The organism is Sporosarcina sp. JAI121 (assembly GCF_013408665.1).
GTDB lineage: Bacteria > Bacillota > Bacilli > Bacillales_A > Planococcaceae > Sporosarcina.
Map to the genome: position 1 here is coordinate 200,994 of NZ_JACCCL010000003.1, position 17,823 is coordinate 218,816.

Consider the following 17,823-nt stretch of genomic DNA (forward strand, 5'->3'; position numbering starts at 1 on the left):
CAAAATGACGGTTGAAACAAAGATGGCATTAACCGAACAGGACGTCCGCTCCTATTCCGCTAAGATGAACGAAGCAGATTGGATGGCGGATTTCCGCGCAGACGCATTAGCGAAAGCGGAACAGCTACCAATGCCAAAACCAGATAAAACGAAAATCGATAAATGGAATTTCACGGAATTCCCTGTTCACGCGGTAGAAAGTGCTAGTTATTCTTCATTGGACGAGCTTTCTGAAGAAGCACGTGCACTCGTTGATAAAGATCAGCAGAACAGTATTTATATTCAGCATAATAACACTCCTGCTTACCTTTCCCTTTCTGAAGAGTTGAAAGCGAAAGGTGTCATCATGACAGATATTTTCACAGCTTCACGTGAACACAGCGATCTTGTGAAAAAGTATTTCATGACGGATGGCGTGAAGGTGGACGAGCATAAATTGACTGCACTTCATGCGGCACTTATGAACGGCGGCGTATTCGTATACGTTCCAAAAAACGTTGTTGTCGAAGAGCCAATTCAAGTGTTGTTCTTGCATGATGATGAACAAGCTTCACTCTTCAACCACGTCCTTATCGTGGCAGAAGCGAATAGTTCAGTGACTTATGTCGAAAACTATTTGTCGACTGTCGAGGAATCGAAAGGTTTGGCGAATATCGTTTCTGAAGTATTCACGGGCGATAATGCACAAATCACTTACGGTGCGGTTGATGTACTTGCGAAAGGGTTCACGACATATGTGAATCGTCGTGGAGTTGCAGGGCGCGATAGCCGTATCGATTGGGCACTCGGACTGATGAATGACAGCGATACGATCTCTGAAAGCATCACGCATCTTGTAGGTAACGGATCTCACTGTGACATGAAGACAGTTGTTGTCGGCCGCGGTAAACAGCGCCAGAACTTCACAACTGAAATCGTTCACTGGGGTATGGATACGGAAGGGTTCATCTTGAAGCACGGTGTTGTGAAAGAAGAATCTACATGTATCTTCAACGGTATCGGTCGGATTGCAAAAGGTGCAACAAGGTCGAATGCTGTCCAAGAGTCACGCGTTCTTATGTTGAGTGAAAAGGCACGCGGAGACGCGAACCCGATTCTCCTTATCGACGAAGACGATGTAACGGCAGGACATGCGGCATCTGTCGGCCGTGTCGATCCTATGCAACTGTTTTACTTGATGAGCCGAGGAATTTCACAACATGAAGCAGAACGTCTTGTCATTCATGGTTTCCTTGCGCCTGTTGTCAGTAAACTGCCGATTGAAGGCGTCAAGAAGCAATTGACGGAGGTTATCGAAAGGAAAGTGCGCTAATGCTCAGTAAAGACATCCGCAATCATTTCCCTATATTAGATCAGGAAATAAATGGGCATCCGCTCGTTTATCTAGATAGTGCCGCGACTTCTCAAAAGCCGCGGCAAGTAATAGAAGCAATCAGCGACTATTACAGTTTCGGTAACTCGAACGTCCACCGCGGTGTGCATACGCTTGGAAACCGGGCGACGGAAGGGTATGAAGGCGCGAGAGAGAAAGTTCGCAAATTCATCAATGCGAAGTCGACGGAAGAAGTTATATTCATGCGCGGTACGACTACTGCATTAAACACGGTTGCACAAAGTTATGGACGGGCGAATGTCGGTGAAGGCGATGAAATTATCATCACCTACATGGAGCACCATTCGAACATCATTCCATGGCAGCAGCTGGCAAAAGAAAAAGGGGCAGTGTTGAAATACGTCGACCTTGAGGAAGACGGAACATTGTCACTCGAAAAAGTGCGTGAAGTGATTACAGACCGGACTAAGATTGTGTCGATCATGTACGTATCGAATGTGCTTGGCACGATGAACCCGATTAAAGAAATCACGGAAATCGCGCATGCACATGGGGCTGTCATGGTTGTCGATGGTGCGCAAGCTGCGCCACATCTGAAAATCGATGTACAGAAACTGGACTGTGACTTTTTCGCATTCTCGGGACACAAGATGTGCGGTCCGACCGGTATCGGTGTTCTATACGGGAAAAAAGATCTGCTCGACAAAATGGAACCGGTCGAATTCGGCGGAGAAATGATCGATTTCGTCGGTTTGTATGAATCAACATGGAAAGAGCTTCCCTGGAAATTTGAAGGTGGTACACCGATTATCGCAGGTGCGATCGGTCTGGGTGCCGCAATCGATTTTCTCGAGGAAATCGGACTGGATAACATTGAACGGCATGAACACGAACTTGCCGGATACGCAATGGAACGGATGTCTGAAATAGATGGTCTTACCATCTACGGTCCGCTTGATCCTGGAAAACGTGCAGGACTTGTCACGTTCAATTTGGACGATGTTCATCCGCACGATGTCGCAACGGTGCTCGACATGCATGGCATCGCTGTCAGAGCGGGTCACCATTGCGCACAGCCGCTCATGAAATGGCTCGATGTATCAGCCACGGCACGCGCCAGCTTCTATATTTACAATACGGAAGCCGATGTCGACCGCTTCGTGGACGGACTCCGTATTGCAAAGGAGTATTTCGCAGATGTCTACTAATAAATTAGATCAGTTATATCGCTCGGTCATCATGGACCATTATAAAAACCCTAGAAACAAAGGTGTCATCGGAGAAGACAGCATCACTGTCGATATGAATAATCCGACATGTGGCGATGTTATCCATCTGACGCTTCAAGTAGATGATGGCATTGTTCAAAATGCGAAATTCGAAGGGGAAGGCTGTTCAATTTCTATGGCATCCGCCTCGATGATGACGCAGATTGTCAAAGGGAGAAAAGTGGACGAAGCACTAAAAGCTGCCTCTGTCTTTTCGGACATGATGCTTGGCAAAGATATTGACGACTCCATCGACCTTGGCGACATTGAAGCTCTTGCGGGTGTAGCCAAATTTCCAGCCCGAATCAAATGTGCAACATTAGCCTGGAAGGCGATGGAAAAGGGAGTCGGAAATGACTCCGAACAATAATAGGACGGAGGAATAGTAATGGCTAAAAAAATGCCGGAAATCGGCGATTACAAATATGGGTTTTCTGATAAAGACGTCTCTGTTTTCCGTTCGGAACGTGGTTTGACAAAAGAAATCGTTGAAGAAATTTCAAGTATGAAGGATGAGCCGGAATGGATGCTCAACTACCGCTTGAAATCATTGGAAATGTTCTACAAAATGCCAATGCCTCAGTGGGGTGGAGATCTAAACTCCCTTAAATTCGACGAAATCACTTATTACGTTAAACCATCTGAAGGGGCAGAACGCTCTTGGGATGAAGTACCGGAAGAAATCAAGCGTACATTTGATAAACTTGGAATTCCTGAAGCTGAGCAAAAATACCTTGCGGGTGTTTCAGCACAATACGAATCTGAAGTTGTTTATCACAACATGAAAGAAGAACTCGTTGATTTGGGGATTGTCTTCAAAGATACGGATTCAGCACTTAAAGAAGACGAAGAGCTGTTCAAAAAGTATTGGGGCACGGTCATTCCGAACTCCGATAACAAATTTGCGGCATTGAACTCGGCTGTCTGGTCGGGTGGATCATTCATCTACGTACCGCCAGGCATCAAAGTTGATACGCCTCTGCAAGCCTATTTCCGCATCAACTCGGAAAATATGGGACAGTTCGAACGTACAATGATTATTGTCGATGAAGGGGCAAGCGTCCACTACGTTGAAGGATGTACGGCACCTGTCTACACAACGAATTCACTGCATAGTGCTGTCGTTGAAATCATCATCAAAAAAGATGCGTACTGCCGCTACACGACGATTCAAAACTGGGCTAACAACGTTTATAACCTTGTTACGAAGCGTGCAGTTTGTGAAGCGAACGCGACGATGGAATGGGTTGACGGTAACATCGGTTCGAAACTGACGATGAAATATCCGGCGATTATTCTTAAAGGCGAAGGCGCTCGCGGAATGACACTTTCCATTGCACTTGCAGGAAAAGGTCAACACCAGGACGCTGGAGCAAAAATGCATCACCTTGCACCAAACACATCATCTACAATCGTATCGAAATCAATTGCTCAACACGGTGGTAAAGTGACATATCGCGGAATCGTTCACTTCGGACGTAAAGCGGATGGCGCACGTGCGAACATCGAGTGTGATACGCTCATTATGGATAAGTTGTCGACATCCGACACGATTCCATATAATGAAATCCTGAATGATAACATTTCACTTGAACACGAAGCAAAAGTTTCCAAAGTATCAGAGGAGCAGCTCTTCTACTTGATGAGCCGCGGTGTTCCTGAGCTGGAAGCAACTGAAATGATCGTCATGGGCTTCATCGAGCCATTCACAAAAGAACTACCGATGGAATATGCTGTAGAAATGAACCGCCTAATCAAGTTCGAGATGGAAGGTTCAATCGGGTAATTATCATAAGGGAAAACCGGCCACTACGGCCGGTTTTTTCGTCTTTACATATAGTCTGTCGTCCAGTTTGCCGGCTGTCGTAGAGTTTCCTGACTCTGTCGCACAGTTCCGCCGTTCTGTCGTAGAGTTTTCAAAGTCTGTCGTCCAGTTTGCCGGCTGTCGTAGAGTATGCTGAGTCTGTCGTCCAGTTCCGCCGTTCTGTCGTAGAGTACACCAAGTCTGTCGTCCAGTTTGTCGGCTGTCGTAGAGTTTCCTGACTCTGTCGCACAGTTCCGCCGTTCTGTCGTAAAGTACTCCAAGTCTGTCGTCCAGTTTGACGGCTGTCGTAGAGTTTCCTGACTCTGTCGCACAGTTCCGCCTTTCTGTCGTAGAGTACTCCAAGTCTGTCGTAGAGTACTCCAAGTCTGTCGTCCAGTTTGCCGGCTGTCGTAGAGTATGCTGAGTCTGTCGTCCAGTTCCGCCATTCTGTCGTAGAGTTTTCAAAGTCTGTCGTACAGTCTGTCTGCTGTCGACCACAATTCCTCAAGTTCATCATTTAATCCAACAAACCTTCATCAAACAATCCCCGGAAACAATTGCAATTGCCGTAAATTTTTAAAGTACATATGTTAGTATGATAGTATCGATTTAATTGAAAGGGGGCGGGTAGGATGATCCAAATCGGTCTAACCGGTTGGGGAGACCATCCGGACGTATACGACTCCTCCTCCTCAAAAAAAGAGAAGCTAATTGATTATAGTGCGCACTTTCCAATTGTCGAACTGGATGCTACTTTTTATGCTATTCAACCGGAGCGCAATATTCAAAAGTGGATTGAAGAAACGCCGGACAACTTCCGGTTTATCGTCAAAGCATACCAGGGGATGACCGGACATCATCGGGGAGAACTGCCCTATGAATCTATCGATAAAATGTACGATTTATTCCGGCTGTCTGTCACTCCACTTCGAGAAGCGGGTAAACTTGCGATGATCCTTGTCCAGTTTCCGCCTTGGTTTGATTGTACAAAAGGGAACGTTGAGGAAATCCGTTTTGTTTGCAGTAAATTGGCCGGGTTCGACATCGCTGTTGAATTTAGGCATCAGTCGTGGTATTCACCGGAATATCTTGATCGAACGTTAGCTTTTCTGGAGAGACTGAATGTAATCCATTCTGTTTGTGATGAGCCGCAAGCTGGCCTAGGAAGCATTCCACTGGTTCCGATTACAACCCGTTCGGATAAAGTCTTATTCAGATTGCATGGCCGTAATGTGGCGGGATGGCGCAACACAACTGGCGATGATCAGGCATGGCGCAAAGTGAGATACTTATATAACTACAGTGACGCTGAACTAATGGAAATTCAGTTGGCTGTTCAAAAACTGCAAGAAGCAACTGATGAAGTTTTCGTCATTTTCAACAATAATTCCGGCGGGCATGCGGCACAAAATGCAAAACGTTTTCAGAAGATGCTCAACATCAACTATGAAAGTCTAGCGCCGAAACAGCTCGATTTTTTTGAGGGGGAATGGTAATGGAATTTATCTTATTGGCCGTTATCGGTCTCACAGCAGGAATTATCGGGGCGCTTGTCGGGTTGGGCGGGGGTATCATTCTGGTGCCAGCGACGCTTTTCGTCGGCATCAATCTTGGTTTAATTGATGGAATTACACCGCAAAGTGTCGTCGGTCTTTCTGTTATCATGATGATTTTTACTGGTCTTGCATCTACATTGTCATTTATGAAGGCGAAAACGATTGATTATCGGAGCGGACTCATCTTTTTTGCCGGGAGTGTACCCGGGACACTTCTCGGAGCCTTTGTCAATAAAGGGCTTGACCTCCCTGCGTTTAATCTTTCATTTGGAATCTTGCTGATCTTTTTGTCAACACTGCTCCTCGTCCGGGATTATTTAAAACCGGTCGGTTGGTTTGTTAAAAATGGAAAACAAAGGACGTTCATAGATAAGATGGGCGAAACGCATCTATATGGTTATCCTATATGGTTTGCTTTACTGCTTACATTTGTTGTCGGTTTTTCATCGGGGCTTTTTGGAATCGGAGGCGGCTCCATCATTGTTCCTGCAATGATTCTGCTCTTCCTGTTTCCACCGCATGTCGCGGTTGGCACGTCAATGTTCATGGTGTTTTTATCAGCTCTTGTCAACTCGGTCACGCATATCTCACTTGGCAATGTGCCATGGCTTTATACGATTCCGGTCGTTCCGGCAGCCTATATCGGCGCTAAAATCGGAGCGAGGCTGAATCAGAAGATGAAATCGGAAACTCTTGTTATTGCATTACGAATTATCCTGCTATTACTTGGCATAAGATCTATTATTGACGGATTTATGGGGTGACATATGGATCACAAAATCGAGACGATTCATTTCTATCATACAAATGATATCCACAGTCACTTTGAAAGCTGGCCGCAAATCAGCCGGCTTCTTTGTGATAAAAAGCGTGCGCATTCAATAAGAGGAGAAGCTTGTTATACATTCGACATCGGTGACCATGTTGACCGTTCCCATCCATTTACGGAAGGAACAAAAGGGCTTGGGAATATAATGTTGCTGAATGAGGCAGGGTATGATGCGGTTACGATAGGCAATAACGAAGGAATCACGATGTCGAAAGAAGCGCTGTCCTGTCTTTATAATGACGCCCGATTCGATGTCATCCTCAGTAATCTATTGGAGGAGGATGGGAGACGTCCAGAATGGGCATTGCCCTATGTGATCTATATCACAACGTCAGGAACGAGAATCGGTGTCGTCGGGGCAACTGCCGAATACAAAACCTTCTACTCAAAGCTCGGCTGGGAAGTGTTGCCGCCCCGCGAAAATGTAAAGAACATTGCTGAAAGTATAGCCGGCGAAACGGATCTCATTGTTTGTCTATCGCATATGGGTATTACTGAAGACGAAAAGCTCGCTGTTGAATGTCCGGAGATTGATGTCATTTTCGGAGCCCATACCCACCATCTTTTTCACGAAGGCAAGTTAATCGGTGAAACACTGCTGGCCGCAACAGGGAAATATGGTGAGTATGTGGGTCATGTCACAGTGAAATTTGATACGGTTACAAAAAGAGCACTCCAACTGGATGCAGAACTATTCAGGGCGGATTCTGTGAAAAGCGATGATGAGGACATTGAAAAAATAAACAATCTGATCTTAGCTGGAAAACAAGCGATGGAAGAGCAAGTCTTTTACAATCCTTCGCCCTTATCCCAAAACCTGTTCGAGAATAGTCCGTTGTCTTCTTTCTTCGGAAGGGCGCTCATTTCATATACGAAAGCCGATTGCGCCATGTTCAATGCCGGCATTTTTCTTGGAAGCCTCGATAAAGGCTGGGTGACGAAAGAGGATTTGCATTCTTTGCTCCCGCATCCGATCAATCCGTGTTTACTTACGCTGGATGGAGAAGAGTTAATGGAGGTGTATGAGCTATCTTTGAATGAAGAGTGGCCCGGAATAGAAATCAAAGGCCTTGGATTCCGAGGGGTATTGATGGGGGCGATGATTCACGAAAGACTTTATAGAAATCGAAATGGGCAATTATTCGCCGGAAACCGGGAAGTTGTGACGGGGCAAAAATATACACTTGCGACACTGGATATGTTTACATTCGGATTTTTCTTCCCTTCCCTGAAGTATGCAGAGAAAGAATACTATATGCCGGAATTGATCAGGGATGTGTTGGGTTGGTACGGGACTGAATATAATTATGAATGAACGGCTCCTCTCCTGCATAACGTATAGCAGGAGGAGTCGTTTTGAAATTTCAGGGCCAGGTTACCAGAAAGACCAGGAAAAAGAAGCGTAAACTGTTACCCTTTCTTATTCCGACGATTGTGATTGCAGTCTTCCTCTTCTTTTATTTTGTCAATGCAAGACTTACTCCAATTTATATCCAATATGCAGAAGTGCAGACGGAGAAAATAGCCTCCCATGTTATCAATAAAGCCATCAATTCGAGAGTAGCCAATGTCCTTGATGTCAATGAAATCATTGTGGACGTACCGAACGAATCAGAGGGGGGGGCGGCGTGGAAATTCAATACGGAAATTATCAACAGGGTATTATCTGAAACACAAGGGCTTGTCGAGTCCCATCTCCAACAAGCCGAAGAGGGGAATTTGGAAATGCTCCCTTCGGATAATGGTATTGAATTCGATCCGCAAGCGATGGAAAGCCATGGGGGGATAGTTTTTTTCGTGCCAGTCGGGCAAGCGGCGAATATTCCCTTACTTGGAAATTTGGGTCCCAAAATTCCAATCCGTTTCCACGTCATTGGCGAAGTCAGTGCGACGGTTGATACGGAAATCCGTCCTTTTGGCATTAATAGTGCTTATGTGGAAGTAAATATATTATTGACAGTAAACGTTCAAATCATCATGCCGCTTGCAACAGAGAAAAGTGTAGTTAAACAGAAGATTCCGGTAGCAATAGGACTTATTCAAGGAACGGTCCCTCAAATCAATTATTCGGGGAGTGGAGATCAACCCAATTTACAGGTACCTATACTAGATTCCTTTGAACCATGAATAAGGACTTGAAAATATCCCGGATTATTGATAGGCTTATAAAGGATTAGAAATATCGATTGGGTAGAGGCTGCATTGCTTATGAGTCACACACGCGAGATTGACACCGATGACCGTGCGTAAAAGGAAGCTTTGCCGAAGTTTGGTAGGATTGTCGAAATCTATCAGGCTGGGGTTGTTCCGAATAGGGATAACACTGTCATACATCTTTGAACATGTATGATGAGCTACAGGTCGTGTGTTAGATAAGCAGTATGATTTATCCAACAAACGAAACGTAGATAAAGCCGGTTCCTGATTCACTCTGATGAGTGCAGTTAGCAACCGGTTTTTTTATTCCCCCTATATAGGGCCTCAAACCGACTAAATGGAGGAATAGAAGATGATAGGAACATGGGTATCAATTTTACCACCATTAATTGCCATTATTATGGTATTTGCAACTAAACGAGTGCTGTTGTCGCTAGGAGCGGGGATAATATCAGGCGCCTTGCTGGCAGCGTCATTCGGCCCCGTTGAATCTTTGAAGAATTTATGGGAATCGGTTAAGGCTACTTTTTGGGATGGAGGACTTAATACAGGGAATATTTATATTATCCTTTTCATCCTCCTCTTAGGAGTTATCACTGCTTTTGTTAGTTTGTCCGGGGGAAGCAGAGCATTTGCAGAATGGGCTGTGCGTCATATCAAAACAAAACGCGGTGCAAAATTGCTCACAGTATTTCTCGGAATTGCAATTTTTGTGGATGATTACTTCAATGCGCTGGCGGTTGGGCAAATCGCTCGTCCAATCACAGATCAACACCGGATTTCAAGAGCGAAATTGGCTTACTTCATCGACTCGACTTCAGCACCAATCTGTGTCATTTCACCAATTTCAAGTTGGGGCGCCTTTTTAATCGGGCAACTGGCACTTATATTTGGCGGTGCAGCGGCAATCAACTATTCGCCATTATCCGCATTCGTTATGATGGCACCGATGAATTTTTACGTTATCGCAACACTCGCAATGGTATTCTTCCTTGCATGGTCGAATCTTGATTTCTTTGAAATGAAGAAACACGAACAGCGTGCTACAGAAACAGGTCAATTATTTGATCCAGCTAAAGAAATCCCGGGTCAATTGAAAGAAGAATTTCCTGTGCATCCGCATGGCCGTGTTCGGGATCTTGTGGCGCCGATTGTCACGCTCGTTGCAGTGACATTTGCTGTGATGATTTGGACAGGCTATCTAGAGGGGGGATCGATGAATATCTTGTCGATCTTTGAAAATACGAATGTTTCGCTGTCGTTGTTGGCGGGCGGAATAACAGCTACGCTACTTGCAGCAATTTTGTATACGCTACAGATGAAAAACAATGAAACGGCGAGCTATTCGCTTATGGGAAGTGCAATACTAAACGGCTCGAAGGCAATGATGCCGCCTGTTTTAATACTTATCTTTGCTTGGTCACTGTCGTTCTTAATCGGAAAACTAGATACAGGTATCTTCTTATCGGACCTCGTATTGAAATCGAATATACCGGTTACCTTCCTTCCTGTCATCATGTTTATTCTTGCTGGAATTATGGCATTTTCGACAGGAACGTCTTGGGGATCATTCGGTATTCTCATGCCGATTGCTGGAACAATTATGATTGAAGCGGCACCGGAAATGTTACTGCCTGCGCTGGCTGCAGTACTTGCGGGAGCTGTATTCGGAGATCACTCTTCGCCGATATCCGATACGACGATTCTATCTTCAACAGGTGCCGGATGTAACCATATCGATCACGTTTCGACACAGTTCCCTTACGCTTTGATTTGTGCAGGGGTGGCTACTGCCGGTTACGTAATTCTTGGCCTGACAGGTTCAATCTGGCTTGGGCTAGTAGGGGTAATCGCTATTCTTGCATTATTGTTTTCTGTTTGGACGATGAAAGCGAAAAAAGTGGCTGCACAGCAGTTGGTATGATTGTAAATGACTGGAAGCGGTGAGATATTCACCGCTTTTTTATTATAAATATAATAGTTTTCTAACAAAAAAATGTTTTGACAATAGTCTGATAGGTGTATATACTAGGCATTAAGACCAAAAGAAAATATAAAAAGAAAAGCGTCCATCAAATTGGTACGTTGAAGTTGAAAAGGAGGGACAACCGTAAGTAAGAGTAATACTAAAATGTAAATTAGCCAAGTAATAAAGCGATTTTTTTGCAGAATTCTATCTGCAAACGATAAGTATAGAAAATTCGCTATGGACTGAATAGAAAGTTTGTTTTACAATGAGCTTGTAAGTAGAGAAAAAGGTATTTCCAAATACGGTAGTCGGTAGTCATCTATCAGTCAATCGGCGCGCCTTAAATTGTCGGAAATATCAAACAAAAGGGGGATTTTTAATGAAATTGAAAAAGTTTGCAAGTGTGTTCGCGGCTTCCGCTCTCGCAGTCAGTTTATTGGCGGGATGCACGGGCGAGAAGGCTGAAGAAGGAAGCACGGGTGGATCGAAGGATGTCGAAACGATTAAAATCGGAGTCAATCTTGAATTATCAGGTGCGGTTGCTTCATACGGTACTTCAGAAGCATCAGGAATTGACCTTGCAGTGGAAGAAATTAACGCAGCTGGCGGAATTGACGGTAAGGAAATCGAACTTGTAAAAGTTGATAATAAATCCGAGCCTGCCGAAGCTACGAGTGCTGCACTTAAATTAATAACACAGGATAAAGTAATTGCGATAATCGGGGCAGCTACAAGCGGTGCTACTGTTGCACAAGCTGAAATTGCTAATAGCAACGAAACGCCACTTATCAGTCCATCTGGAACGAGCCCGACAGTAACAGTTAAAGAGGACGGAAGTGTAAATGAATTCGTTTTCCGTACTTCATTCATCGATCCGTTCCAAGGAACGGTTGCAGCAAACTTCGCAGCGAACGATCTTGGCGTTAAAAACGTAGCGATTTTCTCGGATAATGCAAGCGATTATTCAAAAGGTCTTGCGTCATCCTTCAAAAAAGACTTTGAAGCTGCAGGCGGTAAAATTGTTGCTGAAGAATCTTACGTAGCTAAAGACTCTGATTTCCGTTCAACGCTTACGCGTATTAAAGCAGCAAATCCTGAATTCATTTTCATCCCTGGATACTATGAAGAAGTTGGATTGATCGTTAAACAGGCTCGTGAAATGGGTATTACTGTTCCACTAATGGGAGCAGATGGTTGGGATTCTCCAACCTTGCTAAAACTAGCAGGTGCAGATGCGTTGAACAACACATTTACAACAAATCACTATTCATCTGAAGATCCAGATGGCATCATTCAAAACTTCAACAAAAAGTTCAATGACAAATACAGTAAATCACCTGACGCATTTAATGCACTAGGATATGACACTGTTTATCTACTAGCTGATGCAATTAAACGTGCAGGCGGTCCAGACTCTGTGAAGATTAAAGAAGCCCTAGCGGAAACAAAAGACCTTGAGCTTGTTACAGGATTGTATTCGGTTGATGAAAACCATCACCCTATCAAATCTGCAACTATCCTTGAGTATGTAGATGGCGAACAAGTCTTCAAAACAAAAGTTAATCCTTAAATCAATCACGTCTCGGCGTGATTGCGTCCAGATTTTGAATTGAGCTTGCTCAATTAATTCCCTTCAAAATCTGTGACATCCGCCGGAGGCTTTAACTTTATTCAGCCGGTGTTTGAACCTTCGCTGAATTGTAGATTTCGTTCACATTTATCTAGCAAGTTATAGAAGTGAGAGACATCTGTAGCTGACGCTTCGCTTTCAGTATAAAAAGATTTGCTGAATAAAGTTAAAACTGCAGGAATGGGGGGAGGATGTCCTCTCCTTATTCCTTTTTTAATCCCTGGAAAATTATGAAGTCTCGTATGTGGATAACCTGCGAAAGGTGATATTTCACGTCTAGACTCCAGCGCCTAAGGGCTCGGGTCATATGCCACCCTGGCTAAGAGGCAAAGAACGCCTCATCGCCGGTCTGTCTTATGCCTGTCGCCCTTGACCAGGCGCTTGCGCTTTTGTTAATCCCTATTTTAGAGCTGGAGAAGGAGTGAAAATTTCATGGAATGGCTACAACAACTAATAAACGGTATTTCACTCGGAAGCATTTATGCATTGATTGCACTAGGCTATACGATGGTTTACGGGATTATAAAACTCATAAACTTTGCACACGGGGAAATTTTTATGATAGGTGCGTTTATTGGCTATTTCTCGATTGCAGGATGGGGACTCGGATTTCTCCCAGCACTGCTGTTATCGATGGCTTCCTGTGCGATTATTGGTGTCGCCATTGAACGGATTGCTTACAAAAGATTACGGAATGCGACAAGAATCGCGGCATTGATCACTGCAATCGGGGTATCTCTTCTCATTCAAAATGGCGTCATTTATATGCGCGGGGCGCAACCAGAAGCATATCCAGCGGTGTTACGAAATAAATCATTCGACTTTTTCGGCGCTCAAATCAGCAGCCAGTCCATATTGATTCTTTCTGTTTCTATCACACTGATGATCATCCTTCAGTTTGTTGTACATAAAACGAAAATCGGAAAAGCGATGAGAGCGGTTTCATACGACGCTGAAGCAGCTAAACTCATGGGGATTAATGTAGACAACACAATTTCGGCTACGTTTGCAATCGGGTCGGCCTTGGCTGGTGCGGCGGGCGTTATTTTCGGTATTTATTATACAAAGATAGATCCGTTAATGGGGATTATCCCTGGTTTGAAAGCCTTCGTCGCCGCCGTACTTGGTGGAATCGGAATTATTCCGGGAGCCATGGCAGGGGGGCTTGTGCTTGGAGTTGTAGAAACGTTTGTCAGTGCACTTGGGTTCTCCCTATGGAGAGATGCGGCGGCTTTCGTTATCTTAATTTTAATACTCATTTTCAAGCCATCCGGGCTCTTTGGTAAAAATACACGTGAGAAAGTGTAGGTGAAAAAAGTCATGAAAAAGTCGAAACAGTTTTGGTCATTTATTGCTTCTTCTCTTATCGTATATACGGTTATTCAAGCTCTTATCAGTATTGGTATATTGAATAACTTCCATTCAAATACATTAATCTTTATGGCAATTAATATTATGTTGGCGGTCAGTTTGCACTTGGTGATAGGTATTACAGGACAGTTTTCTCTGGGGCATGCAGGATTTTTAGCAGTTGGTGCATATATATCGGCCATCGTGACGATGAAATTCCACCTGCCATTCCCGGTAGCCATTGTAGCAGCGGGGCTTATTGCGACGATTGCCGGATTAATAATAGGAATTCCAAGTTTACGCCTGCGTGGGGACTACTTGGCGATTGCCACTCTCGGATTTGCTGAGATTATCCGGATCGTATTTTTGAATATTGAATATGTAGGCGGGGCAGCGGGTATGCAAGTTAGCCATTATACTACGTGGACTTCTGCGTTTATCTGCCTGTTCATAACAATACTTGTCATCGTCAACTTTACGAACTCAAGACATGGTCGGGCATGCATTTCAGTTCGTGAAAATGAAATAGCTTCGGATGCAATGGGCATTAATACGACGTATTACAAAGTGTTGGCATTCGCCATCGGTTCTTTCTTTGCTGGCGTCGCAGGCGCATTGTATGCACACAACTTTTACATTATCCAACCTGCAAACTTCGGGTTTTTAAAATCAATCGATATTTTAATCTACGTTGTTTTGGGTGGACTTGGAAGTCTGTCGGGCGCAATTGTAGCAACAATTCTTTTGACACTCGTTTCCACTTTCTTGCAAGGTTATCCTGAAACGAGAATGATCATCTATAGTCTTGTACTCATCATTGTTATGCTTTATCGTCCAAAGGGGCTGATGGGCACAATGGAAATCACGGATTATTTCAAGTTATGGAGAGGTTCGAAAGGAGGCAGCCAGCATGAAAAGTGAACCGTTGCTAACAGTTAAAGATGTGGGGATACAGTTCGGCGGGCTGAAGGCTGTTTCGAATCTCAACTTGGAGATCAATCCTGGGGAACTTATTGGATTGATTGGGCCGAATGGGGCAGGTAAGACAACAAGCTTCAACTTATTGACAGGTGTCTACGCGCCGACGGAAGGCGAAATCATATTTAACGGGAAACGCATTAATGGGATGGCCCCTTATCAAGTTACCCGACGAGGAATTAGCCGTACGTTCCAAAATATCCGATTGTTCAATGAACTATCCGTGTTGGATAATGTCAAAGTGGCTTATCATTCATTGGCGAAGCATTCAGTTCTAAGTTCCATGTTGCGACTTCCTTCACATTTTTCGGGAGAAAAGGAAATGGAAAAGAAAGCGATGGAGTTCCTTGAAATCTTTGAACTCGATAAATACAAAAACGAGGACGCAAAAAATTTGGCGTATGGCAAGCAACGTAGACTGGAAATCGCGAGGGCATTGGCTGCAGGTCCCGAGTTATTATTGCTAGATGAACCGGCTGCCGGGATGAACCCGCAAGAAACGAAAGAACTCATGGAGTTAATCGCTTTTGTCCGTAAAAAGTTCAACTTGACTATATTGTTGATTGAACATGATATGAACTTGGTAATGGGTATTTGTGAACGTATTTACGTATTGGACCATGGTGTACTCCTTGCTGAAGGAACTCCTGAAGAAATCCGTAATAATCCAAAAGTGATCGAGGCTTATTTAGGGGAGGAAGTTCACGATGAGCATGCTTAAAGTTGACAATCTTAATGTATATTATGGAAGCATCCATGCATTGAAAGGTGTATCTTTGAATGTGGATGAAGGTGAAATCGTTACACTGATCGGCGCGAATGGAGCAGGGAAGAGTACATTGTTGAAGACGCTATCGGGTTTGTTGAAACCAAAAGAAGGAACCATCGACTATTTGAAGAAGTCAATAGCGGGCAAGCCGGCACAGGCAATTGTAAAAGCAGGCATCTCCCATGTTCCAGAAGGAAGACGGGTTTTTGCAGAGATGAGTGTAGAAGAGAATATAGAATTAGGCGCTTTTTTAAGAAAAGATAAAGCGGGTATCCAAAAGGATTTTCAGAAAGTATATGAGACTTTTCCGCGCTTGCATGAGCGGCGTAAGCAATCGGCTGGAACGTTATCCGGCGGAGAGCAGCAGATGTTGGCTATGGGCAGAGCCATCATGGCAAAACCGAAACTGTTGCTATTGGATGAACCTTCGATGGGTCTGGCTCCGCTAATGGTAAAGACGATTTTTCAGGTAGTTAAAGATATCAATAAAGAAGGAACGACGATTCTTCTTGTTGAACAAAATGCACATATGGCACTATCAATCGCTGATAGGGCGTATGTTATCGAAACAGGACGGGTCATTCTATCCGGGACAGCAGAAGAATTGCAGGCCAGCGAAGAAATTAAGAACGCGTATTTGGGCGGTCATTAATCATGAAAGGAAAAAAGATAGTGCCCGGAAACGGAGACACTATCTTTTTTCATGCTAATAAAATCAGCAACCAATTTATACGGGAGAGTTGGTTGTTTGAAGTCAGAATATATGATACATTGACAAGAGTAGTGAAAATACTTTTAAAGTACGTAGGAATGGAGTCGGTCGTCGTGTCTTGCAAACCGGAACAAGGAAATAGAACGGATCATGTAAGAAAACCGGATTGGTTAAAAATCAAGCTGAATACGAATGATAACTATACAAATCTTAAAAAAATGATGCGTGAAAATAATTTAAATACCGTATGTGAAGAAGCTCGTTGTCCCAATATCCACGAATGCTGGGGAGAGCGCCGTACAGCCACGTTCATGATTCTTGGTGCTGTTTGTACCCGTGCATGCCGCTTTTGCGCTGTTAAAACGGGCCTGCCGACAGAACTGGATCTTGCGGAACCAGAACGCGTTGCCGATTCTGTCGCTCTCATGAATTTAAAGCATACAGTCGTCACGGCGGTTGCACGAGATGATCAAAAAGATGGTGGATCTGCAGTATTTGCGGAAACAATCCGTGCAATTCGCAGAAAAAATCCATTTACAACAGTTGAGGTTCTGCCATCGGATATGGGCGGTGTTTATGAGAATCTAGAGCGCCTAATGGATGCTAAACCGGATATCCTGAATCACAATATCGAAACGGTACGCCGTCTCACGCCAAGGGTTCGTGCGCGTGCAACATATGACCGTTCGCTTGAATTTTTACTGCGTGCAAAAGAGATGCAACCGGATATCCCTACAAAATCTTCACTGATGCTAGGCCTTGGTGAAACTCACGAAGAAATTCTTGAGACAATGGATGACCTAATTGCACATAAAGTTGATATAATGACGATAGGCCAGTATTTGCAGCCTACTAAAAAACACTTGAAAGTACAAAAGTATTATTCGCCGCAGGAATTCGGCGAGTTAAGAAAAATTGCAATGTCCAAAGGGTTCTCACACTGTCAGGCCGGTCCTCTGGTTCGTTCCAGTTATCATGCTGACGAACAGGTGAATGCTGCCGCAAAAGAGAGGCAGCGAAAAGGTGAAGAACAGCTGGAATCAGCACTGCAAAGCTAAATTGGCGGTGAAAAATGAATGATAACGTTAGACAATTGGCAGTTTGAAATACTAACGGAATTCCGTGATGGTTTTAACGAAGAGGCGTTACTTGCAAGATACAGTGACGTACTGCTCAAATACGATTATATACTTGGTGACTGGGGATACGGACAACTCCGTTTAAAAGGTTTTTTCGATGATACAAACCAGAAAGCGACGTATGAAACAAAAATCAGCACATTACAGGATTATTTGTACGAATACTGTAATTTTGGTTGCGCTTATTTCGTATTGAAAAAATCGGGACGGATTAAACCGGAAATGCAGGCAATGCCGGAAATCCAGACTAATGTAGAAACCGAATGAGTTGACCCGCAAGTGGATGTAAAATCCGCGTGCGGGTCTTTTTTAGTTAGTCCGCAGGATAT

General features: G+C 44.1%; 17 protein-coding genes and 1 riboswitch. Of the genes, 16 read left to right on the top strand and 1 reads right to left on the bottom strand.

Annotation, left to right across the window (positions count from 1 at the left end; genetic code table 11):
- Nucleotides 1–4 precede the first annotated feature (4 nt).
- From sufD to sufB, 4 genes are read left to right on the top strand one after another with little or no spacing between them, the layout of a single operon-like run.
- Complete coding sequence (gene sufD / locus HDC33_RS14815; protein ID WP_179393334.1) at nt 5–1,312, top strand: Fe-S cluster assembly protein SufD; 1,308 nt, start codon at nt 5–7, stop codon at nt 1,310–1,312.
- Nucleotides 1,312–2,541: a cysteine desulfurase gene (locus HDC33_RS14820; RefSeq protein WP_179393335.1), complete on the top strand. Its 1,230-nt coding sequence runs from the start codon at nt 1,312–1,314 to the stop codon at nt 2,539–2,541. Before sufD ends, HDC33_RS14820 begins: the two co-directional genes overlap by 1 nt.
- Nucleotides 2,531–2,971, top strand: coding sequence for a Fe-S cluster assembly sulfur transfer protein SufU (gene sufU, locus HDC33_RS14825; protein ID WP_179393336.1), 441 nt, complete (start codon nt 2,531–2,533; stop codon nt 2,969–2,971). Before HDC33_RS14820 ends, sufU begins: the two co-directional genes overlap by 11 nt.
- A gap of 18 nt (nt 2,972–2,989) precedes the next feature.
- Entirely contained in the window at nt 2,990–4,387 is a 1,398-nt protein-coding gene (gene sufB / locus HDC33_RS14830; RefSeq protein WP_179393337.1) for a Fe-S cluster assembly protein SufB, read from the top strand.
- Nucleotides 4,388–4,431: 44 nt separating this feature from the next.
- On the opposite strand, the gene HDC33_RS14835 is transcribed toward sufB, so the two are convergent.
- Nucleotides 4,432–4,737: a hypothetical protein gene (locus tag HDC33_RS14835; RefSeq protein WP_179393338.1), complete on the bottom strand. Its 306-nt coding sequence runs from the start codon at nt 4,735–4,737 to the stop codon at nt 4,432–4,434.
- A 300-nt stretch (nt 4,738–5,037) separates the two neighbouring features.
- Between HDC33_RS14835 and HDC33_RS14840 the strand changes: the two genes are divergently transcribed.
- The 12 genes from HDC33_RS14840 (at nt 5,038) to HDC33_RS14895 (ending at nt 17,761) form a co-directional block, all read left to right on the top strand.
- Nucleotides 5,038–5,901, top strand: coding sequence for a DUF72 domain-containing protein (locus HDC33_RS14840; protein ID WP_179393339.1), 864 nt, complete (start codon nt 5,038–5,040; stop codon nt 5,899–5,901).
- Nucleotides 5,901–6,725, top strand: a complete 825-nt coding sequence (locus HDC33_RS14845; protein WP_179393340.1) for a sulfite exporter TauE/SafE family protein — start codon at nt 5,901–5,903, stop codon at nt 6,723–6,725. Before HDC33_RS14840 ends, HDC33_RS14845 begins: the two co-directional genes overlap by 1 nt.
- A gap of 3 nt (nt 6,726–6,728) precedes the next feature.
- A complete protein-coding gene (locus HDC33_RS14850) occupies nt 6,729–8,105 on the top strand; it encodes a bifunctional metallophosphatase/5'-nucleotidase (protein ID WP_179393341.1) in 1,377 nt (458 codons plus the stop codon).
- Nucleotides 8,106–8,146: 41 nt separating this feature from the next.
- Nucleotides 8,147–8,917, top strand: coding sequence for a sporulation protein YunB (yunB, locus tag HDC33_RS14855; protein WP_179393342.1), 771 nt, complete (start codon nt 8,147–8,149; stop codon nt 8,915–8,917).
- A gap of 56 nt (nt 8,918–8,973) precedes the next feature.
- Nucleotides 8,974–9,155: riboswitch (Lysine riboswitch) on the top strand.
- Between the two features lie 144 nt (nt 9,156–9,299).
- Nucleotides 9,300–10,871, top strand: a complete 1,572-nt coding sequence (locus HDC33_RS14860; protein WP_179393343.1) for a Na+/H+ antiporter NhaC family protein — start codon at nt 9,300–9,302, stop codon at nt 10,869–10,871.
- Nucleotides 10,872–11,295: 424 nt separating this feature from the next.
- A complete protein-coding gene (locus HDC33_RS14865; protein ID WP_179393344.1) occupies nt 11,296–12,486 on the top strand; it encodes an ABC transporter substrate-binding protein in 1,191 nt (396 codons plus the stop codon).
- 492 nt (nt 12,487–12,978) lie between these two features.
- The gene (locus tag HDC33_RS14870; RefSeq protein ID WP_179393345.1) at nt 12,979–13,854 is read left to right on the top strand and encodes a branched-chain amino acid ABC transporter permease; all 876 of its coding nucleotides are present in this window, start codon (nt 12,979–12,981) and stop codon (nt 13,852–13,854) included.
- A gap of 12 nt (nt 13,855–13,866) precedes the next feature.
- Nucleotides 13,867–14,817, top strand: coding sequence for a branched-chain amino acid ABC transporter permease (locus HDC33_RS14875; RefSeq protein WP_179393346.1), 951 nt, complete (start codon nt 13,867–13,869; stop codon nt 14,815–14,817).
- Entirely contained in the window at nt 14,807–15,595 is a 789-nt protein-coding gene (locus HDC33_RS14880; RefSeq protein ID WP_179393347.1) for an ABC transporter ATP-binding protein, read from the top strand. Before HDC33_RS14875 ends, HDC33_RS14880 begins: the two co-directional genes overlap by 11 nt.
- Complete coding sequence (locus HDC33_RS14885; RefSeq protein WP_179393397.1) at nt 15,588–16,295, top strand: ABC transporter ATP-binding protein; 708 nt, start codon at nt 15,588–15,590, stop codon at nt 16,293–16,295. The genes HDC33_RS14880 and HDC33_RS14885 overlap by 8 nt, the downstream gene beginning before the upstream one ends.
- Nucleotides 16,296–16,453: 158 nt before the next feature.
- Entirely contained in the window at nt 16,454–17,413 is a 960-nt protein-coding gene (gene lipA / locus HDC33_RS14890; protein ID WP_179393398.1) for a lipoyl synthase, read from the top strand.
- Nucleotides 17,414–17,431: 18 nt separating this feature from the next.
- A complete protein-coding gene (locus HDC33_RS14895) occupies nt 17,432–17,761 on the top strand; it encodes a YutD family protein (protein ID WP_179393348.1) in 330 nt (109 codons plus the stop codon).
- Nucleotides 17,762–17,823 lie beyond the last annotated feature (62 nt).